The organism is Flavobacterium sp. 5 (assembly GCF_002813295.1).
Classification (GTDB): Bacteria; Bacteroidota; Bacteroidia; order Flavobacteriales; family Flavobacteriaceae; genus Flavobacterium.
The window spans coordinates 2,857,248-2,880,818 of the sequence record NZ_PHUE01000001.1 but is presented as its reverse complement, the minus strand read 5'-3'; the positions used below and the strand labels follow the sequence as shown (position 1 = coordinate 2,880,818).

Sequence of the window (23,571 nt, the reverse complement as noted above, 5' to 3'; positions counted from 1 at the left end):
AATTAATAAATGAGTGTTTGAATTGAATTAGGCAAAATAGAAATTTCGGTAGCTTGAGTTCCTACACACAAATTATAAATTAATGTGGCTTCGCTTTGGTTCATAACAACTGTTACCACTTTTCCATCTTTATTCAAAAATGAAGTACTTAATAAGCTGCTTCTGCTTACTGCTGTACTCACTCTTTTGGCTTCTGGCCGAATAAATTTTGAAAAATGCCCAATATAATAATATGAAGGTGTATAAATTAATTCCCCTGTTTTAGTGTCAGCATGAACAGGTGCCAGACAGAAGTTACCCACATGATTAGGACCTCCATTTTCATCAAGAAGAATATTCCAATCCGTCCACCCCACAGTCCCATTATTAAAATCATGAATCATCGATGATCCATAACGTTCACCATTAGTCCACAATTGATAATTTTTAGCTTCAAACTTTTCAACACATCCTTCTGTAAACAATAATTTTTTGTCTGGATATGCCTCATGAACTCTGGCTACATTATCAAACATTGGATCACCCCCAGCCCAAGTTTCATACCAATGAAATCCCATTCCCCATGCATATTTTGCTGCTTCTGGATCAGAAAAAAGAACATTGGCTCTTTGTACCATTAAATCCCGATTGTGATCCCAAACAATAATATTTTTGTCTCCCAATCCTTCTTTTTTCATAGTTGGCCCAAGATAATTTTTCAAGAAATCTCTTTCTGCTTCAGCAGTATAAACACAAGACTCCCAAGTCTGTACTGCCATAGGTTCATTCTCTACACTGATTCCCCAAATCGGGACTCCTTCTTTCTCATAAGCTTTTACAAACTTGGTATAGTAAGTAGCCCAAGGTTGAAAATATTCAGGAAGCAATGTTCCACCTTTTAGCATATCTTTATTACTTTTCATAAAGGCTGGAGGACTCCATGGTGTTGCAAAAAGTGTGATCTTTCCGCCTGCAGCAGCAATAGCTTTTTTTATCAACGGAATTCTATATTTTCTATCGTGATCAATCGAAAAAGTTTTCAATGCAGCGTCTCCTTCGTTAATATAGGTATAACTAACAGAACTAAAATCGGAACTATGAATCGTAGTACGCATCAAGCTATAACCAATTCCATTTTCTTTGTTATAATAAGCATTTAACAATTCTTGCTGTTTTTCATTAGATAATTTGGCAAAAACTTCGGCACTGGCATCCGTTATAGCTCCTCCAATTCCTAAAAAAGATTGAAAGGTTTTATCTGGATTTACAAAAACACAAATTTGTCTTTCTGTTGGTTGTTTTAGTTCAGAAAATTTAAGATTATCAGTTTTAGATAATCTCAAATTAGTATTTTCAGCTGAAGTATATACCGTAACTGTCTTGTCTTTTGTAGAAAAAGAATTGGCTTGTGATTTATTTTTTTGCTGCGCAAAAGCAAAAAAAGAGGACAGTACTAATACTGTAGCGGTTATTTTTTTCATAATCTATAATATAGCGGTTATTTTTATATTTTTTTGCGGTAATTATTACCAAGTATATGTTCCTACTGCTCCACCTTCAAGCGAAGTAGTAATCCATTTTTCGTTGTACCTAACATTAAACAATTCAGTCGTATCCCCATCATTTACAACTAGTAACACTTTTTTTCCAGTTGGAGTTCTGAAAGCAACATTTTGTAAATTACCTACAATCTCACTCGCAATTCTTACTGATCCTGCAGGTACAAACTTGGAAGCATGAGCCGCTACATAATATCCAACATTCCTAATAAATGATTCACTACTATTAATTGTTAATGCTCCTCTACAAGTAGTACATCCCCCTTGAGTATGAGGACTAAAAGAATCATCATTGGCAAGATTCCATTGCAAAGCATTTTTACTCCAATTACGCATTGAGCCAATAATTACATTTTTAACTTGCCATTTTAAATCACCATCAAATGCACCTACAGATGAAGTATATTGTTCTGTGAAATAGACATCTTTATCTGGGAATGTATTATGAACAGTAGACAATGCACTAATATCACCGGCATACAAATGAAATGCTGAACCAGTTACAAAAGGATAAACTACAACATCTTTTAGGATCGTAATTGGATATTGGAGGTTATCACAATTATGATCATAAGTAATTATTTTTGTGGCAATATTGGCTGATTGAAATGCCGGTCCTAAATTATTTTTTATAAAATCAGCTTGTTGCAAAGCAGTCATTACCATACTTGGATTGTTACCCCCGTGTAAAGGCTCATTTTGAGGAGTAATTGCATCAATTACAATTCCTTCAGCTTTCATTTTTTGAACGAATTTGACAAAATACTGTGCATAAACTTCATAATATTGAGGTTGTAAACTTCCTCCGATAAAATTATCATTGTCTTTCATCCAAAGCGGTGCAGACCATGGAGAACCCATTATTTTAATATTAGGATTAATAGCTAAAATTTCTTTCAGCAACGGAATCAAATGCGTCATATCAGGAGTCAAACTAAAATTAGTCAAAGTAACATCTGTTTGTCCAGTTGCCATATCATCGTATGTAAAAGGAGTCGCATTCAAATCTGAAGCTCCTATACTAATTCTTAGGTAGCTCAAACCAATTGAATTATCACCAGAACCAAACAATTCTAGCAATAAGTCTTTCTTTTTTTGTATAGCCAATTGATTTATCACTTGGGCACTTCCCCCAGTCAATGTAAATCCAAAACCATCAATAATTTGATACGTCTGAATGTCGCTGACTTCTATGTTTTGATACGTATTTATCTTAGTTTCAAAAACTAAAATTCCTGCTTGTTTTTGTAAAAGTGCTGATTGATTTCCTTTTGTCAACCAAAAATCAACTTCATTTTTTACTACTGGTATTGGCGTTGGTTCGTCTCTACGACCATTTGAAGATGAACAACTAATGTGTGTAAGCGAAAAAACTATTATTAAAAAAAGGTTCGCCAATTGTTGTATTTTTTTCATTTTTTATTTGTAATTAATTTCGACAAAGCAGGAAAATGGTCCGATGGATATTTCAAATCTTTAACTTCTGATAAAACATTATATTTATTAGCTATAATTGCAGTTCCTTTGGATAAAAAGGTAATCAATCAAAAGTGTTGATGCTACATTATATTTAAAACTATTAAACTTTCCATAGGCCAAAAGGTTTTTCTTTTGAAATCATTTTTGGCATGATTCATCTTGTTTTTTTAATGCTATTATGCGATCTATTTCGGGTTTTGAATTAAAATCTCCCATTAAAATAACGGGGTATTTATATGAGTTAAAACATATTAAATTAATTCTTCACTAGAGCTCCTATTCAAATTAAAAATAGAAACTGCTAATGAAGACCTAACTACTTAACTTAAACAAACCATTCTAATTATATACTCTTATATAATCCACTTCAAAAGTTGAAGAGGTGAAATTTGGATCTACATTTCCACCAAAACTACCTCCCATTGCAAAGTCTATAATCAAGTAAAACTTTTGATTAAAAGGAAAAGTAGAATTATTTGAAAAACTGTAATACAATTTGTCATCCACATAAAACTTTATATAACTTGTAGTCCAATCTGCAGTATAAATATGAAATTCGGTATCTCCATTAGGGACTTTTACAATTCCTGTATCTGGAGTATTTCCTGAACGTCCTGGAGAGTGCAACGATGAATGATTCACATTCAAATTATTTCCTACTTCCTCTAAAATATCTACTTCCCCACATGCAGGCCAACCTACACTACCAATGTTTCCGCCCAACATCCAGACTGCTGGCCAAGTTCCACCTCCAACAGGCAGTTTTGCTCTTATTACTATTTTGCCATATTTAAAAGAAAATTTATTGTTACTTTCTATCCTTCCAGAAGTAAAGTCTCCCTTTCCATATTTTTCTCTGATGGCTTTTATTTTCAAGACTCCATCTTGGACAATTGTATTTTCTGGGCGATCCGTATAAGATTGAAGTTCATTATTAACATAACCTGGATCCCAAATTTGAAAATTCCATTTGGATTGATCCGGTGCACCATCAGTATTAAATTCATCAGACCAAATTAATTTGGATTGAAACACATTAGGATTGGATTGAACCAAAACAGTAATAGAGAGTGACGTACTAACAAATTTAACACCATTATAAGCAGATACATATAGCACATAAGTATTAGAACCCGATGTAGTATAAGTATACGTAAAGCTTCCGTTTGTTACTTCTTTTATTTCTCCATTTCCAAGACTAATTTTATATGAGGTTGCATTTGTTGCCGACAAAGTAAAATTCACGATTCCGCTTCCGTCTCCATTTGGATTTTGAGATGTGGCCCCAATTATTGTAGGAATAATCATTAAATTTGTAGGTGTTTTATTTTCATTTTTCACTTCTGGATCATCTGAATTCGAACCGCTACAAGAAATAAATAAAAAGCAATACAATACAACAATCACATTAATTCTAGAAAAATATTTTTTCATTTTTTATCTACTCATTAAAACATTATCTTTAAAAAAATAGCCCATAATCAATAAAGAATGGGCTATTCAACCAACTCAAACCTAACTTAACTTTACTTGAAAAACTGAGTTTTTTTCTTAAAATGTAGCCGTTTCATAGACATACAATATACTTAAAATTCAAAATTTACTTCCTCTGAAAGCTCTGTCTTTATTAGAGGTTGTTAATAAAAAAATTATAGTGCACAAAACATTCAATAACAGAAAATTTTCATTTTTTAATCTATACAACATATTTATTTTCGTGTTTTGAATCAATTCAATTAAACTAAAAACAAAGCCCAGAACAATCTCAGCAAAAGTTCTGAGCTTACAGTTTTTAGTTAAATTATTAAGGTGCCGGTTTTAGTTTAAGATACCAAGCATTTCCAGTTTCAGTTCCTTGTACTCTTAGGTATAAATAATTAGGATCAATAACTAAGATTTCATATTCTTTCAGTGTCGCACCATAACCAATAAAAGTATTTACTCCTGATAAAATTATAGCTGTCTGCGTAGAAGGTGAATTACCTGGGGCCGCTGGAACAGCAGGAGCACCACTTGAAGCAGGAGCAAAAGAGAATGGAGAAGTCCCTCCTGGATAATCATAACATCCCTCACCTCCTGAACCAGGAATACCCGGAAGAGTAGTTAATGCACCCGTTTTTGTAAAAGCTCCATCAACAGTTGTAACTTTTAGCGCATAATTACCCGCAGCTACAGAAAAAGTAAAAGTTGCTGTATATAAGCAATTTGCTGTACTTACTTTTTCATCAACCCCAGCAGACCACCATGCAGGACCGGTAGAAGTTGGATCCCAAGGTCCAACTCCTAAATGGCCTGGTACACTTTTATCAACAATCCAAGTTTTTGAGGCATCATTTGTTAATGCCGTTACAATCTCTGGTGCAAGTGTAAAATCACTTCTGACAGTAACGTCTTGTGTAATTGTAGATGAAGCACCTCCAGCTCCATAAACCACAGCAGTAACAGTATAAGTATTCACCCCAGTTTTTGTAAATTTTTTGGTTGCCTTTCCATTTTCCAAGTATGCCAAATCCAATGGATTATTATTATCATAGTCCATCTTATATGAAAGGGCATTATCTGCAGTCACAGTAAATTTCACATCACCAGAACCGTTACCATTCGGATGATCAGCATCTACGCCAACAACTTCAAAATTGATTACAATATTTGAAGGAGCATTCAAATTTCCCAGACTGTATTCTGTCTCGCTACAGCTAACCAACGTTAGGGCAATAACAATGAAAAGTCCTAAAATGTATTTTATATTTGTCTTCATATTTTTTTTTTAATTAGTTAATCTAATATTATCTATATAAATTACTTCTCCAGCTCCATCTGCTGAATCATTAAATCGTAAAACAAGCTGTGCAAACTTAGTTCCATCTGGTATTCCAGAAATAACACTATAATCAAATACCAATTCTTCCCAAGCACCCGAGGTAGTAAATGCCGCTTTTAGCACCGCAACACCATTTGCTGGTGTTCCGCCAATTGCCGCTTCCAATTCAATATTAAGTTTTTTACCAATATTTGCTGGATTAGGATTATAAACCAACACTTTAACTTTTTTACCATAAGAAAAATTGATTGGAACATTCAAGGGACTATAAGTTCCACTCCATGAAGGCACTCCTGCTGGTTTGGTATATTTACCCACCATTGCGCTAGTATTTAATCCTGTGGCACTTGGATTTGCTTCTTTGGAAAAAGTCACATCACCAAAAGTCCCAAAAAAGTAATCTACTGAAGCATTTTCAAAATCTATAGGGAATCCAAATAGTGTTTTGGTTGCTTCGGTTTTTGCAGCGCCCCCACTTAAGGCTACCACTTTCAGTACAAAAGAGCCACCTGTTGCAGGATAAGTATGAGCAGGCAATACTTCTTCTAAAGCCATTGGTGTTCCTACTTCATTAGCAACATCTCCATAATATACTAAAAATGAACTAGCATAATCAGCTGTAGCACTAACTTTTGTTTCATCTATAGTTGTAATTGCTAGGTTTTCTGGAGCTCTATAAACAACCTTCAAAGGTGCGGTTGATTCTGATGTAGCTCCAGATATGGAAACTGTTGTAACTTTTACGGTATAATCTCCTTCAGGATAAGCATGAGTAGCATTTTCCCCAGCTTTTAAAGTAACAGGTCCATCAGTACCTTGACCATAGTCTACAATAAATGATGAAGCTCCATCTGCGGTTGGCGATATTTTTACATTTCCCGAATTGTCATCACTAATATCAAATAGTATATTAACATTTTCTGTAGCTGACCCTCTCAGAGAAGTATCATCACTAATACCCTCTATCGAACAACTTATTGCAACAGCCATCAAGGCGACAAGGCTGAATATAAATTTTATCTTTTTCATATAATTTTGTCTTTTAATTAATTATAACCAGGGTTTTGTTTCAATTTGGTTCCTTGAAGTTCTCTTGTTGGAATTGGGAAAATTTCATCAACACCAGTTTCAAATCCTCTATTAGCCAATACAGTACCTGCATCACCCCATCTTACTAAGTCAAAAAATCGAAGTCCCTCACCTGCAAACTCCATTCTCCTTTCCAGTTTGATCGCTTGAAGCGTAACTGGAACTGAAGGTAAACCCACCCTTGCTCTTACAGCATCAAGTAATGCTTGGGCTCTTGTTCCTGAACCTAATGCTTCTGCTTCCATTAAATAAGTATCAGCAAGTCTAATTACATAAGTATTTTGCTTGTAATTTAATTCAGCCGCTCCACCACCGGTACGAACATCTCCTTTGCGAGGAAGAAATTTATTTAAGAAATAACCTGTATCTTGATATGCTGGAATATAATCAGCCTGTTTGTCAGCTTGCAAAGCTTTAATATCCAATATTGTCGCTTCAAACCTTGGATCTGTCTTTATTGCATCATACAAATTTTGCGTTGCAACATTAAAAGCCCATCCTGAAGGTAGATCTGGAGCTAAATCCCCTGTTTTTGAGTAAGTTCTAGGTCCTACCATAATATTTACTGAATTTCCTTCATCTCTACCTGAACCCCAAAATCCCCAATCAGAATTTCCTGCACTAGTATGAGACACTTCAATAAGTGATTCTGCATTGAACTTATTCGAAACTACCCATAAATCACTAAAACTATCCAATAATTTATTTCCATATTGATTGACTTCACCAGGTGTTCCGTTTACTTCAGCCAAAACAGCAGCAGCTTCAACTTTCTTTCCTTCAAACAAATATACTTTTCCAAGCATCGCTTGAGCAGCACCTTTTGTAAGACGACCAGATTCAGTTGCAGCTGAAACAGAAGTTGGTAAAGAAGGTATAGCTTCGGTCAAATCTTTTTCAATTTGTGCATAAACAGCTTCAGGAGTTGCTTGTAATACATCATACATATTAGCCTTTTGCAAAGGCTCCAATAATAATGGAATATTTTTAAACATACGAACCAAATTGAAATAATAGATTCCACGTAATGCCTTTGTCTCTGAAGTAAATCTAGATTTTAAAGCATCAGACATAGCAACTGTCGGTAATTTCTCAAGCAGTATATTGGCTCTCAAAATACCTTGATAATGATCATTCCATAAACTTCCTTGAATACTTATTGAAGTAAGTGAATGTGTTGAAAAATCTTGAATTCCTTGTCCGTCTGTAGATCCTCCTCCTCCTGAATAGAAATCATCAGAACCAGCATTCATCATGGTGATTATATTATCAAAACCTCCTGAATTTTTTCTAATAGGATCATAGACCCCAACAAGAGCAGCTGTAGCCTGTTCCTCATTTTTGTAATAACTATCAGTAAGAAATGATCCTTCTGGTTTTACATCTACAAACTCATTTGAGCAAGATCCTAAAGAAGCCATTGCTATTGCAATAAAAAAGTATTTATATTTTATCGTTTTCATAATTCTTAATTTTATTAAAATTGTAGATTAGCTCCAAACATGAATGTTCTTGCTTGTGGATATACTCCCTTATCTATTCCAAATACACCTCCACCAATTTCTGGATCATACCCAGTATATTTAGTAATAGTGAATAAGTTCTCTCCTGTTATGTAGAAGCGAACTCTACTTGCCCCTATTTGTGAAACAACATTCGTTGGTAACGAATAACCAAACTGAACTATTTTCAAACGTAGATAATCTCCATCTTCTAAGTAGAAATCTGACATCTTACCAAAGTTTCCGTTGTCATCATCAGTAGTAAGTCTTGGATAATCATTAGAGGTTCCTTCACCCGTCCAACGGCTCATAGCTACTGTTTGATAATTAGAATTTCCGATATCTAATCTACGCAAACCTTGGAAAATTTTATTACCAGCAGCTCCTTGGGCAAATGCCATAAAATCAAAATTTTTATAATCCAAATTCAAAGTAAAACCGAATGTGTATTTTGGAATATTACTACCTAAGAATTGTCTATCATCATCAGTAATAGAACCATTACCATCTGTATCAATCCAACGAAAATCACCAGGTACAGCTTTTGGTTGAATTAGACCTCCTGCTGCATTCTTGTAAGAATCAACTTCGGCTTGATTTTGAAAAATTCCTGCTGTTTTTAATCCATAGAATGAATTATATGATTGTCCTACTTTTGTTCTTGTCACAGCTCCCATACTTTGAAAACTGGCATCTCCAACAATATAATCTGTATCAGAAGCAACATAAGTAACTTCATTTTCTAAATACGAGAAATTAGCATTTGCTGACAAATGCAAATCTCCTAATTGTTTTCTATATCCTAATTCAACTTCAATTCCTCTGTTTTCCATATCGGCTATATTTCCAGTTGGATTATCAGTAACTCCAACATAACCAGGAATATTTATAGGACGCAAAATACCAGTAGTTTTTTTATTATATGCATCTACAGTAAGACTTAAATCATGAAAGAAAGTTGATTCAAATCCTATATTACCTTGAGAAGTTTCTTCCCATCTCAAATCTGGATTATCTAATGTAAGTTTAGCATAACCCGTTGTTATTGCACCTGTATTCCCAAAAGAATAGTTATAACCTCCTTGTACTAAAGAAAGAAATCTAAAATCTGGTATAGCATCATTTCCAACAACACCATATCCTCCTCTAATTTTTAATGTATTAATTACTTCATTATCTTTCCAAAATTCTTCTTTAGTAACTACCCAACCTAAATTAAAAGATGGAAATACACCAAACTTATTATTTCCTCCAAAACGAGACGATCCATCACGACGAATAATACCAGTCAATAAATATTTTTCCTTAAAATCATAATTAACACGTGAAAATAAAGATGCCAATTTGTGTTCTGTCATATCATAAGTACTGCTACTTCTATTTGCTTGTGGAATATCAAAGTTGAAAGAAGCGTCTTGATAATTTGTAATAGGTAAACCATACATTGTAGCTCCTGAGCCACCACCGATATTAGTAACATAGGCACCTTGACCTAATAATACCGTTAAATTGTGATCTCCAAAAGAATTTGAATAAGTAGCAATATTTTCGACATTCCATGCGAAGTTGCTATTTTCACTTTGAGCATAATTATTTTTAAGTGAGTTTACTGTAGCACTCAAATAATAAACAGGAGTAAATGCTTGATTTCCCCAATATGCAATTTTTCCTCCAAAAGTAGTTCTAAATTTGAAATGATTAGTTATTGTTGCCTCTAGATATGCATTACCAACTAAATCATCAGACCAATTGTAACCGCCTAATCTTGTTTGAGTATAAGCTAATGGATTACTCATCTCTTGACCAACTAAACTAGAAATTCCATAAGGATTTCCATTTGCATCTTTAATAACAGGATTAGTACTATATGGAGCAGAGTTTGCTATGACAGGATCTGTTATAATGATTGGGGTAGTTGGATCTAAATTAATTGCAGAACTCAATGGCCCACCAAATTCACTATTTGTATTACCAATACCAACAGATTTTTGTCTCGTAAAGCCAAATGTTTGTCCAAAAGTAAATACTTTAGATATTTTGTGCGTTGAGTTTAAACGGAAGCTCTTTTTGTTATAATTAGAAATCTCGGTTGAAACAATTCCCTGTTGATCTTGAAGTCCAAATGAAGCATAAAAAGTAGAAGCATCACTTCCTCCACTAATACTCAATTCATGTGAATAACGAAATGCACTTTTATTGAAAATAGCTTTTTGCCAATCAGTCCCCTTACCTAAAGAAGCAGGATCTGAAAATACTACCGATCCACCACCAGCAAGTGATTTCTCATTTAACAAAGTAGCATATTGAGTTGCATTTAGCAAATCTAAAGTTTTTGCTGGAGCTGAAACACCAGCAAAACCATTGTAATTAACAGTAATTTTTCCAGATTTTCCTTTTTTAGTTGTAACTAAAATTACACCAGTAGCAGCACGAGTTCCATAAATTGCAGCAGAAGCAGCATCCTTAAGAACCTCCATAGATTCAATATCTGACTGATTAAGGTAACCAATACCACCTGCATCTACAACAACACCGTCAACTACCCAAAGTGGATCATTTCCTCCTTCACCAAAAGTAGTAATACCTCTAATACGAATTGTTGATGAGGATCCTGGCTGACCAGAACTAGCCGCTATTGTAACTCCAGAAACCCTACCTTGTAATGCTTGTTCTATACGCCCATTAGGAACTTTTTCTAAATCCTTAGCTCTTACACTTGAAATCGATCCTGTAACTACACTTTTCTTTTGTGTACCATAACCTACAACCACAACTTCATTTAAATCTTGCGATGCAGAATACATTTTTACTTGCACCGATGATTGACCATTAATTTCTATATTAACAGTTTTATATCCCACAAAACTGATGGTCAAAACTCCATTTTTAGGAGCATTGATTTGAAACTTACCATCAAAATCTGTAGACGTTGAGGATGAACTTCCTTTTAAAACTATGGTTGCCCCTGGAATTGGCAACCCCGATTCATCAATCACTTTTCCGTTTATAGCTGCTTCCTGTGCCTGAGCATAAACTGAGAATAAGATTGACAAAATACAAAAAATAAATGTTTTTAATAATTTCATTTTTCTGATTATTTTGGTTAATTAATTAGTTATTTAATGCAATACTAAGGTATTTTTTTTTATATCGACAATAAAAAACTACTACAAAAACACATCAATAACGTTATAACTACTTTACAAAAATACAACACAAAAAATATAAATACTTGATTTTAAGTTTTTTAAAAATTAAAAAATATTACTTAAAAAAAAATTAAATAAAAAAAAACCACTACAATTACTATAATTTAAATACTTTAGCAAAAATTACACAAAAGCGTCCCGAAATTTAGCTAAAAAGCACTCAGAAACCTTAATAAAACTAATTACAACCACTAATAATGATATCAACTTATATACATTTTCAAAAGAATAAAAAGAAACATTACATGAAATTCACAAAAATTCTTTTGTTATTTATTTTAATGAATCTAACTACAATCGTTTTAGGTCAAGTAAAAAAAATTGGACTACCACACATTAAAAACTATAGCAGAACAGATTATAAGGGTGGCACACAAAACTGGAATATCGATCAAGATAAAAATGGAAACGTGTATTTTGGAAACAATGATGGTCTCTTACAATTTGATGGGACAACATGGAACAAATACAAAGCAAAAAATTCCGAAGCAATTAAAAGCTTAAAATTAGATCCATCTGGAAAAATATATGTGGGCTGCTATTATGAGTTTGGTTACTTTAAACCCAATTTAAAAGGAAAACTTGAATACACTTCTCTTACTAGTTTATTGAATGAAAAAACACTAAACAGAGTTGATTTTATTTGGAAAATACACTTATATAAAGATGAAGTTATTTTTCAATCTTTTAATGGCATATATATCTATAAGAATAACAAAATTAAAGTTATAAATGCACCAAAAAGATTTCAATTCTCATTCCTAACCAATTCAAAATTATATATTCAAGATATTCAATCTGGAATTATGGAATATAAAAACGGCAAACTCAGCTACCTCAAAGGCTCAAACACTTTAAACAATTCTGAAGTTTGGGGCATGATCGAATTAAAAAAAAATAATATTCTAGCTTCTACATTAGACAAAGGACTTTTCATCATAACAAATAATCAAACAACACCTTGGAATACAGAAGCCAATACATTTGTTAAAAAAAATGGCTCATTGGGCTGTGTACTATACAAAAACAAATACATTGTAATTAATTCTGTCCTTGAAGGAATAATAGTTTGCGATTTAAATGGAAATATTATTCAACATATAGACCGCAGTAAGGGACTTCAAAACAATACAGTTCTTACTTCCTTTATAGACAACAACAATAATTTATGGCTGGGATTAGATAATGGAATTACATATGTAAACGAGAACTCATTTCTGACCTATTTTGGATTTAGTTATAATTTAGGCACCGTTTATTCCTCTGTCATACATAAAGGATATTTATATGTTGCAACAAACCAAGGAGTTTTTTACCATCCTTGGGATACAGATTTCAAAGAAGGCTCTTTTAAACTTGTTGAAGGAACAACAGCTCAAGCATGGAATGTCCAAATCATAAATGGAGAACTAATATGCGCTAGTAACAAAGGTGCCTTATTTATACAAAATGGAAAAATGATTAAAAATCTTGATTCTCAGGGATACTTTGGATTTAAATCAATACCTAATCATGCTAATTTTTTCATTGGAGCTAATTACAATGGCTTTTCTATTTTTGAAAAGACTAACTCAGGAATGAAGTATAGAAACAAAATAGAAGGAATCGACAAGTCATCCAATACTTTTGAAATTGATAAAGATTATTTATGGCTAAAAAAAGATCAATATATATATAAAATCACATTAAATAATAACTTAAGAAAAACTAACTCCATAAAGATCTTTAGTCAATTTTCAGAACAAAATTCTGGTATTGGAAGCCTTCAAAAAATAAATAATAAAGTTTTTTTTCAATCAAATAATATTTTTTACACTTATTCAACAACACAAGACACATTTGTAGAAAACACTATAATAACCAATATATTCAAATCAATTCCAAAAATCAAAGAATTAAAAGAAGATATTAATGGAAATATTTGGTATATCTTTAATGAATCAATGGGAGCACTGATGAAAACAGGAAACAACAAATACAAACATGTTATAGCTCCTTTTTCAAATTTAACTGGAAATTTAGTAGCCAATTATATGTCGATAAACACCATTGACTCCAAAAACACCTTTATAGGATTAACGGATGGACTAGCCCATTATGATTCTGCTATTGAAAACAAATCCTCATCAAAACCTATAGCACATATAAGGAGTTTTACATTTCCTGGTGACACAATATACTTAGGAAATGAACAAAACAAAATAGAGGAATACGAAGTACCCTATGCGTCAAACCAAGTAAAATTTACGTTTGCCTCTCCTTCATACGAGAATCTCGAAAATCTTGAATTTTCATATCAACTAGAAGGCTTTGATGAAAATTGGAGTACTTGGTCAAACAATACCATAAAAGAATACACCAATTTAAAAGAAAGCAACTACAAAATGAAGGTGAAAGCAAGAAATAGTTTTGGGATCCAATCGAATGAAACATCAATTGAATTTAGAGTATTTCCGCCATGGTACAGAAATTCATTAGCCTACTTAATTTACTTAATGATGGCCGTTGGTCTAGTTTACTACATTAGATTTACCATAAGAAAAAAAATAAGAAAAAACCGTCATTTTGAAACATTAGAACAACGAAGATTATATTTAGAAAAAGAAACCAAAATTAAACAAGAACAATATGAACTGGAAAAAGAAATAGAAAAATTAGAAAATGATAAATTACAAATAAAACTACTATCAAAAGACAAAGAACTAGTTAACAATACATTGCAAGTAGTAAAGAAAAATAAAATATTAAATGGAATTATTCAAAAATTAAAAGACATAAACACAAATTCATTTGATGAAGACACAAAGGCACAATTTACAAAACTAAACAGAAGTATTACCAAGGAAGTTAACACTGACAAAAGCTGGAAGGATCTTGAAAAACATTTGAAAAATGTTCATTTTGATTTTCTTAAAAAATTAAAAGAAAAACACTCTAATATTTCTCCAAGAGAAATGGACTTGGCGACTTACTTATTAATGAACATGTCAACCAAAGAAATTGCTGAATTCATGAATATATCAACAGGAGGAGTAGAGTTAGCCAGATATCGGCTAAGAAAAAAACTAGAATTAAATCAAAAAGAAAATTTAATCGGGTACTTAATGAGTATAAAATAGAACAAAAAAAGAAGCCGTCTCAATACTAAATTTGAGGCGGTTTTTTATATGCTAGATTTTAGTTTGATTTTTATAAAAAACGAATGAACATATATAAATGGTTTATGCTGCGATTATCTTTCTTAAATTATGAGCTAAAGCCATTAATCCGAACTCTAATTCGCCTTTTTAAGTCCTTTTAAGGTAAATCGTCTAAATCCATTATTATGTTTGAGCTGCGCAAACACAGGCTCTACATCTGCAGTGTGCTGTCTTCGTTTTTGGATTCCTTTTTCATTAAGCAGTAATTCTCTGGTTCGTTATTTACACCTTTCCAGATTCTGATTTCGCTCTATACTTCGATTGCTTTGGCTTTAAAACATTGACCTGCAAACGGACAGCCTTCGCAGTTTTGAGCCCGATAATGTGATAAACACTGCTTGTAAACCTGCCTCTGTTGTACGTTTGCTTTGGTGTGTTTTTTTTGCATTTTTTAACCCATCGGACAAACATAAAAGTCTTCTTCTGAGTTGTAATAAAGATTTTCTTTACTAAAAGTTTTGTGCTTTTTTTGATAGTTTTTATCTTGTTCTTTATCAAAAGTATTGTATTTCACATAAGCCGTAAGACTTTCTTGTTCGAGGTAATCATAGTTTTCTTCACTTCCATAACCAGCATCGGCGGTGATTTCTTCTAACCTTTAAATATTTTCTCTCCAAAGGTTTTTTTAAGATTTTCTAAATGCGGTTTTAAAGTTTTTGTATCAGTAGAATTTTGATGCACAGTGTAGTTTACAATAATTTGATTCTCGGTTGATATTTGAGTATTGTTCCCTAGTTTTAATTGACCGTTAAGCATATGGTCTTCTTTCATCCTCATAAAAGTAGCATCAGTATCTGTTTTACTATAAGAATTTCGTATTCCTAAAATGGCTTCTTGCTGCTGATATTTCTCAATATTTTTGGTGAAATTTTGATTGATATAGCGCAGTTTAGCTTTAGATTTTGAACTTGCTTTTTCATTTCCAGAGAGTTTAGCATCTATTTCAGCTACAGTTTTCTCAATAACTTATCTGCTGATTTCTTTGAACTCAGGCGGGTCGGGATTACTGCTGTCTTCATTTGAGATACTCTGAGCATATTTCCACAGCTCTTCTAATTGGGCAAGCATTTTTGCTTTATTGGTTTTTATGCTTTTACCCCAGACAAAACTATATTTATTGGCTTGTGCTTCAATTTTTATTCCATCTGTAAAGATTTGTTTTAGAGAAATCAATCCTTCATCTGTCAGCATTAAAACAACTTGTTTGAAGATTTCTTTAAAGGAGTCCTTTAATTTATTGGTTCTAAATCGACTAATAGTATTATGGTCAACAACAGTCATACCTGTAGGCCACATAAAGTTAATGTTTTCTCTAACTGCTGCTTCTATTTTTCGCGAGGAATAAATATTGGTCATATAAGCATAAAGCAGCATTTTGGGGTGATAGGCGGGGTTTCCTTCTTCGCTATAGGCTTTTAGCGGTTTAATGTTTAAGGCTGACAACTTGGTCTACAATGCGTACAGGATACTTTTGAGTAATAAAGTCATCAAAAGAATAAGGTAAAAGGGTCGTATGGTGCTGGTTGTAATGTTTGAATCTCATGTTTAAAGCGCTAAAAATCAACACATAAACCTGCAAAATAGCTTGCGAAAATTCAAAAAAAACCGCCTCAAGTTGTGAGACGGCTTCTTATATTAATGCAATAATTCTAATGTTCTTTCAAGAGCCATTCCTCTAGAGCCTTTAATAAGAATCATGTTATTTACAATTTTTTTATTTTTAATTACTTCTGAAAAGTCTTCAAAATTTTCAAAGAAGAAGAAATTCGATTTAGCTATTTTGTTTTGACAAAAATCTTTACCAATAAAATAGCAATCAATAGTATCTTGATTTACCAATAAATCTAAAACTCCTTTATGCTCTACCAAACTTTCTTTTCCTAATTCAAACATATCACCTAGAAAAAGACTTTTATTCTTTTTGTCTAATAATACAAAATTATCAATAGCAACTTTCATGCTGCTAGGGTTTGCATTATAAGCATCCAAAATAATTTCATTTGTTCCTTTGATCATTAACTGTGATCTGTTATTTTCAGGAATATAACTTTCAAGTGCCTCTTTTATAGCTTTATTTTCTACTCCAAAATAGCTTCCTATTGCAATTGCTGCATTGATGTTATTAGCATTATACAGTCCAATTAAATGAGTCGAAATTTCATTTTGAGAATAAGACACAATTACAAAAGGATTTGCCTCTACATGGCTAATATTTACATCAACATTCTTATTATTTATTCCAAAAGAATACAATTTAAAATCTTTTGTTTTTTCAACTTGAATAGGGTCTTCGAAATTAACAAAAGCTAATTTATCATTCCCAGAAAGATAATGATACATTTCACTTTTCCCCTGAATAACACCTTCAACTCCGCCAAATCCTTCAAGATGCGCTTTGCCGAAATTAGTAATATACCCATAATCAGGCTGTGCAATTTCACAAAGAAATTCAATCTCCTTTTTATGATTGGCACCCATTTCTACAATTCCGATCTCTGTATCTTTATTAAAAGACAATAGGGTCAAAGGCACGCCAATATGATTATTTAAATTTCCAATAGTGGCTTTAGTTATAAATTTCTTCGAAAGAACTACATTTATCAATTCTTTTGTAGTCGTTTTTCCATTACTCCCTGTAAGAGCAATTATAGGTAACTTTAAATAAACTCGATGAAATTTTGCTAATTCTTGAAGTGCAATTAAACTATTTTCAACTAAAACAGTTCTTTCGTCAATAAAATAATCTTTGTTATCGATCAGCACGTAAGAAGCTCCTTTATCAAGCGCTTCTTTAGCAAAAGTATTAGCGTCAAAATTTTCTCCTTTAATAGCCACAAAAAAAGAGTTTACACCTATTTTACGAGTGTCAATTGAAATCGAATTGCATTTCAAAAACAAATTATGAATGTAATTAATATCCATATAAATATAATTTAAAAAATAAAAGCCCTAATGAAAGGGCTTTTATTAATATTATTCTAAAAAATTAATTTCTTGGCGATCTTTTTGTATTTGATTTAGAACCTACTCTAGACATAGCACATCTAAATCCGATGTAATCTGTTGCCATATCTTGAGGAAAGAATCTTCTTTGCGCAGGATCTAACCAATAAGCTCTATCTCTCCAAGATCCTCCTTTATAAACACGAACTGCGTCGTTTATCAAAGTCGTTCTCTTGTTAGACTTATCGTACTTTCTCTCCATATTACCTAAACTATCAATTCTTACATTTTGTTTAGGTGAATTGTACATTGTTTCTTTTTCAGAAGGCTTTGCTTTATCCGCATCTGCTCCTCCAAACTTATAATACTTACTAGATTGTTTATCTCCATCTCTGAAATTGATATTATCACTTGTACTAAAATTTTGTCTTAAGTAAGTTTCATTATCATCAACAGGAACTTGTGCTATTTCACCAGCTAAATGTTTAGGAACTAGTTTACCATTACTTAAAGTATCATAAACGATATCCTTATTAGTGATAATCTCGATTTTTCCATCTTTACCAATTTTATTTTTGGTATAAACATTTCCTCTAAAATAGTTGAAATCATTTGTTTCTACATCAACAATAGGTCTATAAACGTCAGCAACCCATTCCGCAACGTTACCTGCCATATCATATAAACCGAAGTCATTTGCTGGATATTTCTTAACTTCATTAGTAATATCAGCTCCATCATCAGACCAACCTGCAATACCACCATAATCTCCATTACCTTGTTTGAAGTTAGCTAATTGGAAACCTTTATTAGATCTTTTTCCTGAACGAGTATAGGTACCAGACCAAGGATATTTCTTTTGTCCTTTGTAAATATTGTATTCTCTTTGTCCTACATCAGCTGCAGCTGCATATTCCCACTCAGATTCGGTTGGTAATCTGTATTCTGGCAATAATATCCCAGATGATCTTTGTGCATACACATTTTTCTCTTCAACAACGTTTCCATCTTTATCTGGTTTTGGTCCTTTTTTAGACGCCCCTTTACCTTTTAGAAGAATTTCTTCATTACCTCCATAAGTCATTGTAGGTGCTGCCAAATAAGTTTCAGTACTAAAAGTACTTTCTGCAGAAACATCTAATGACTTAGCATTTTTCTTTAAATATCCATTTTTTTCTAAGACAGCTTCATTTACACGATCTGTTCGCCATTTGCTAAATTCAACAGCTTGAACCCAATTTACTCCAACAACTGGATAATTAGCATATGCAGGATGTCTTAAATAGTTATTAGTCATTGTCTCATTATAACCCAATCTATTTCTCCAAACAAGTGTGTCTGGCGAAGCTCCTTCGTAAATATTTTTATAATTTTCTTCAGTTGGAGGATAAACTTTTTTCAACCATTCAAGGTATTCAAGGTACATTAAGTTGGTAACCTCTGTCTCATCCATATAAAAAGACATCACGTGTTGCTGACTTGGCACATTATTCCAATCATGCATTACATCGTCTTGTATTAGTCCTTTTGTAAAAGTTCCACCTTCTATAAACACCAACCCTGGACCAGTCTCTTGCGTTTTACCAGCTTTTCCTTTAGCAAAACCACCTTTAGAACTGCTTACATTCCAGCCTGTTCCTCTTGAAGCGCTGTCTGATTTAGATTTTTTGCTACAACTAGCTAATCCTAATATTAATGCAACTGACAGCATCACGTTTATTAAGGGGATAGTCTTATTTACTTTCATAGTTTCTAGTAGGTAATTATTAAAATTTAGGTTGTGCAATTTAATAATTAAAATTAAACCACAAAACCCTTTTCAACTTAATTTTTAACGTTTTTTTAGATATATTAAAACGCAAAAATATATTTTTTATTACACAAAACAAGAAAAAAGACTTTTAATATTTTTTATTTACTTTTATCAATTATTTACACTCCAAATCGTTATCAATTTCCATGAGAAATCTAGTCTTTTATTTTATCTTACTGTTTCCAATTCTAACATTTGCTCAAGCAAAAGGAGATATAACTATTGACTGGTTAGAAAACAACACTATATCATCTATAAATACTAAAACACAAACACCTGTTTTTAAAGGAAATAGCTATTCTTATGACCCGTTTGATAGAGCACTTTATTACAATTTAAATTTAAATAGCAGTAATGATTTAGATGTAAAAAGCCTTCAAATTACAAATATAATCTATGATGCAATAACAGCTTCCTCCCTTGGGAATTTAAATCCATCAATCATCCCTTCTTCAATAAAAACCAATTTTTATAATGTTAAATCGAGAGATAACATTCAAAATTTTTTAAGAATCTCCCCTATAATAAAGGATAACTCAGGATACAAAAGAGTAAAATCTTTTTCTTACACGATAAATAATGGCTCTACCAAAAAAAATACTTCAATTAAAAACAAAGTCAACATCAATAATTCAGTTTTAAATTCAGGAGATTGGTACCGTTTTTACATAGAAAAATCTGGAGTTTATAAAATTTCGAAAGAATTCTTACAACAATTAGGCATTAATTTAAATGGCATTAATCCAAAAAAAATAAAACTCTACGGTAATGGAGGTAAGATGCTTCCGCTAGCAAATAGCTCTTTTTACCCAAATGATTTAACAGAAAATGCAATCCAAATACAAGGAGAAAATGATGGTGTTTTCAATTCTGAGGATTATATTTTATTTTACGGTGAAGGAACTTCAAATTGGAATGAAGAAAGTCAAACTAACATTAATTTGTATGACACAAAATCTTATTATTATATAACAGTACAGGGAGATGATGGAAAAAGAATTTTGGACATGCAACAGCCAACAGCTGCCAGTACTACTACTCTAACTTCATATGATGATTATCAATTTCACGAAGTAGACGAAAAAAACATTGCACAAGTAGGACGCCAATGGGTTGGAGAATCATTTGAAATTAATGAAACACAAGAATTTACATTTGATTACCCTAACATTGACATATCTACGCCAGTTAATTTGAACATTTCTTTGGCATCAGCCGCTTATACCCCTACTTCTTTTAAAGTAGCAGCCAATGGACTTGATGTTGGTACTGTTTCATTTACATCCTTAATTTCAGGTGATGACAAACAATATGAACAAAAAAAACTATCTAATACTACATTTACTGGTTCCCCAAGCATAAAAATAAAATTAATTTATAACAACAACGGAGTTCCTGGATCTAAAGGTTTCTTAGATTTTATTCAATTAAAAGCAAAAAGTAAACTACAGGGATTCGGAAAGCAATTTCATTTTCAATATGATTTAGCTAATTCAAGTCTTGGTGTAGTATCCTATAATTTCTCAAACGCTACATCTATTTCTCAAATTTGGAATGTAAGCGATATATATAATGTAACCAAAACAGAAAATATTAGTGGAAACACATTCTCTTTCAAGGATAATCTAGGTGAGCTCCAAAAATACATTGCCATCGACTCAAATGACTACTACTCTCCTTTAAAAGAAAGCAAATCAAAAATAGCTAACACTAATATAAAAGGAACAATATTCAAAAATACGCAAGGTCAATTTCAAGACATTGACTATGTAATAATCACTCCAGATTTTTTAAGAACTCAAGCAGAGAAACTGGCTTCTTTTCACCGGATAAATTCTAATTTAAATGTAAAAGTACTTACATTAGAATCTATTTACGAAGAATTTGCTTCAGGAAAACAAGATATTGCAGCGATTAGAAATTGTATTAAATACATTTACGACAACGCTTCATCTACCGATAAAAAAGTAAAATATGTAAATCTTTTTGGAGATGCTTCTTTCGATTACAAAAATAGAATTTCAAACAATAATAACATTGTCCCCATATATGAGTCTTTAATCAGTAATACTATTAGTGAAGCTTCTTTTGCTTCTGATGATTTTTATGGATTAATGGATGATACTGAAGGAAATATTACCAATTATTATGGAGGTGTTGATATAGCTATTGGTAGAATGTTAGTTAGTAACACAACTCAAGCTAATGAAATGGTTAACAAAGTTTTCGAATACTATGACAAAAAAGCATATGGTTCATGGAGAAATAATTATATTACTCTCGCCGATGATTCAGACAAAACCTCTGATGCCACTTTACAATCAAGACAAAATACTGTATCAGACGAAATTGAAACTCAAAAACCATTTCTGAATGTATCTAAAATATTTTTAGATGCTTATACTCAAGAAGCTTCTGCAGGCGGAGAAAGATATCCTAAAGTCAAATCCGAATTTTACAACGAATTTGAAAAAGGAGCATTAGTTTTCAATTATTTAGGTCACGGAGGAGAAGATGGCCTGTCAAGTGAGCGAATTTGGGACAAAGCTGATAGCCAAAGCTTAACTAATCAATATAAATATCCCTTATTTATAACTATAACATGCGAGTTTTCTCGCTTTGACAACCCCACTAGACCTACAGCTGGAGAATATATTTATTGGAATTCAAAAGGAGGAGCAATTTCTCTAGTTTCAACTATTCGTTCAATTGGACAATTTAGTGCTGAAAATTTCAATGATGTTTTTGCAAAAAACCTTTTAGCTTATGGCTCCAACCAATATGTTTCTATAGCCGAAGCTTTAAGAATATCTAAAAATGAAAATCCAAACTCAGCAACAAACGTCGTTCTTTATATAGGTGATCCAGCAATATTTCTTGCTATTCCTAAACCAAAAATAATACTTACCAAAGTAAATGACATACCAGTTAATCAAACAATTCCCGATTTCAAATCATTGTCTAAAATGAAAATATCTGGAGAAATAACCGATGAAAACAATATAACAATTACTAATTATAATGGAGCTTTATCTACAATCTTATTTGATAAAAAAACAACCAAAAGCACATTAAATAATGATGGCTATAGTCCCACAATAAATTTCTCAGCATTAGGTGAAGCAATTTTTAGAGGAAATGCATCTGTAACCAATGGCCAATTTGAATACAGTTTTATTGTTCCAAAAGATATTCGTATTCCTTTGGATAATGGAAAAATAAGTTTTTATGCTCAAAAAAACCAATTATTAGAAGATGTAACTGGCTATGATACAACAATAAAGATAGGCGGAATTAATGAAAATGCAGTTGCAGACAATAATACTCCAAAAGTGAAGTTATATATGAATGATGAAACATTTGTCTCAGGAGGCATTACCAATGAATCACCTATTTTTATTGCCTATTTGGAGGATGAAAGCGGGATAAATACTGCGGGAGGGATTGGTCATGATATAGTAGCTGTATTAGATGGAGATGTAAACAACCCTACTATTTTGAATGATTATTACCAAACCGAGTTAGATAGCTATACTAAAGGTAATTTACACTTTCCTTTTAGGAATTTAAAAACAGGCCTGCATACAATTACATTTACTGTTTGGGATGTATACAATAATGCTACAACTTCTGAAATACAATTTTTAGTTGTCGGAAACGAAACCGTAACATTAACAAACGTATTAAATTACCCAAATCCTTGTATAAACTATACAGAGTTTTGGTTTACCCATAATAAACCAAATGAACCCTTAGAAGTACAGGTACAAGTATTAACAATTACTGGAAAAGTTGTTTGGACAAAAAACCAAACCATTACTACTCCAGGCTTTTTATCACGAGAAATAACATGGGACACTCGGGATGATTTTGGAAATAGAATTGGAAAAGGAGTTTATGTTTATAAGCTTACCGTAAAGGCAACCTTATCCAATAAGAAAGTTGAAAAGATTGAAAAACTTGTGATTCTTTAATTT

At 32.3% G+C, this 23,571-nt stretch carries 11 protein-coding genes and 1 pseudogene; 2 read left to right on the top strand and 10 right to left on the bottom strand.

Annotated elements, in window-relative coordinates; all coding sequences use genetic code 11:
* Nucleotides 1–2 precede the first annotated feature (2 nt).
* The 7 genes from CLU82_RS11795 to CLU82_RS11765 all read right to left on the bottom strand — a co-directional run bounded on the left by CLU82_RS11795 (nucleotide 3) and on the right by CLU82_RS11765 (nucleotide 11,515).
* The gene (locus CLU82_RS11795) at nucleotides 3–1,460 is read right to left on the bottom strand and encodes a glycoside hydrolase family 30 beta sandwich domain-containing protein (RefSeq protein ID WP_100843285.1); all 1,458 of its coding nucleotides are present in this window, start codon (nucleotides 1,458–1,460) and stop codon (nucleotides 3–5) included.
* Nucleotides 1,461–1,505: 45 nt separating this feature from the next.
* A complete protein-coding gene (locus CLU82_RS11790) occupies nucleotides 1,506–2,954 on the bottom strand; it encodes a glycoside hydrolase family 30 beta sandwich domain-containing protein (protein WP_100843284.1) in 1,449 nt (482 codons plus the stop codon).
* Nucleotides 2,955–3,356: 402 nt separating this feature from the next.
* The gene (locus CLU82_RS11785; RefSeq protein WP_100843283.1) at nucleotides 3,357–4,451 is read right to left on the bottom strand and encodes a family 16 glycosylhydrolase; all 1,095 of its coding nucleotides are present in this window, start codon (nucleotides 4,449–4,451) and stop codon (nucleotides 3,357–3,359) included.
* 370 nt (nucleotides 4,452–4,821) lie between these two features.
* A complete protein-coding gene (locus CLU82_RS11780; protein ID WP_100843282.1) occupies nucleotides 4,822–5,775 on the bottom strand; it encodes a hypothetical protein in 954 nt (317 codons plus the stop codon).
* A gap of 9 nt (nucleotides 5,776–5,784) precedes the next feature.
* Nucleotides 5,785–6,867, bottom strand: coding sequence for a hypothetical protein (locus CLU82_RS11775; protein ID WP_157813351.1), 1,083 nt, complete (start codon nucleotides 6,865–6,867; stop codon nucleotides 5,785–5,787).
* Nucleotides 6,868–6,884: 17 nt separating this feature from the next.
* Entirely contained in the window at nucleotides 6,885–8,390 is a 1,506-nt protein-coding gene (locus CLU82_RS11770) for a RagB/SusD family nutrient uptake outer membrane protein (protein WP_100843280.1), read from the bottom strand.
* A 14-nt stretch (nucleotides 8,391–8,404) separates the two neighbouring features.
* A complete protein-coding gene (locus CLU82_RS11765) occupies nucleotides 8,405–11,515 on the bottom strand; it encodes a TonB-dependent receptor (RefSeq protein WP_100843279.1) in 3,111 nt (1,036 codons plus the stop codon).
* A 368-nt stretch (nucleotides 11,516–11,883) separates the two neighbouring features.
* Here CLU82_RS11765 and CLU82_RS11760 point away from each other — a divergent pair, with 368 nt between their 5' ends.
* Complete coding sequence (locus CLU82_RS11760; RefSeq protein WP_100843278.1) at nucleotides 11,884–14,757, top strand: triple tyrosine motif-containing protein; 2,874 nt, start codon at nucleotides 11,884–11,886, stop codon at nucleotides 14,755–14,757.
* A gap of 102 nt (nucleotides 14,758–14,859) precedes the next feature.
* Here the strand turns inward: CLU82_RS11760 and CLU82_RS11755 are convergent.
* The 3 genes and pseudogenes from CLU82_RS11755 to gldJ all read right to left on the bottom strand — a co-directional run bounded on the left by CLU82_RS11755 (nucleotide 14,860) and on the right by gldJ (nucleotide 19,528).
* Nucleotides 14,860–16,381 (bottom strand): annotated as a pseudogene (locus CLU82_RS11755) (IS1182 family transposase).
* Nucleotides 16,382–16,473: 92 nt separating this feature from the next.
* Entirely contained in the window at nucleotides 16,474–17,760 is a 1,287-nt protein-coding gene (gene murF / locus CLU82_RS11750) for a UDP-N-acetylmuramoyl-tripeptide--D-alanyl-D-alanine ligase (protein ID WP_100843277.1), read from the bottom strand.
* A 64-nt stretch (nucleotides 17,761–17,824) separates the two neighbouring features.
* Nucleotides 17,825–19,528, bottom strand: a complete 1,704-nt coding sequence (gene gldJ, locus CLU82_RS11745) for a gliding motility lipoprotein GldJ (protein WP_100843276.1) — start codon at nucleotides 19,526–19,528, stop codon at nucleotides 17,825–17,827.
* A 212-nt stretch (nucleotides 19,529–19,740) separates the two neighbouring features.
* On the opposite strand from gldJ, the gene porU reads away from it, so the two are divergent.
* Nucleotides 19,741–23,568, top strand: coding sequence for a type IX secretion system sortase PorU (gene porU / locus CLU82_RS11740; RefSeq protein ID WP_100843275.1), 3,828 nt, complete (start codon nucleotides 19,741–19,743; stop codon nucleotides 23,566–23,568).
* Nucleotides 23,569–23,571: the final 3 nt, after the last annotated feature.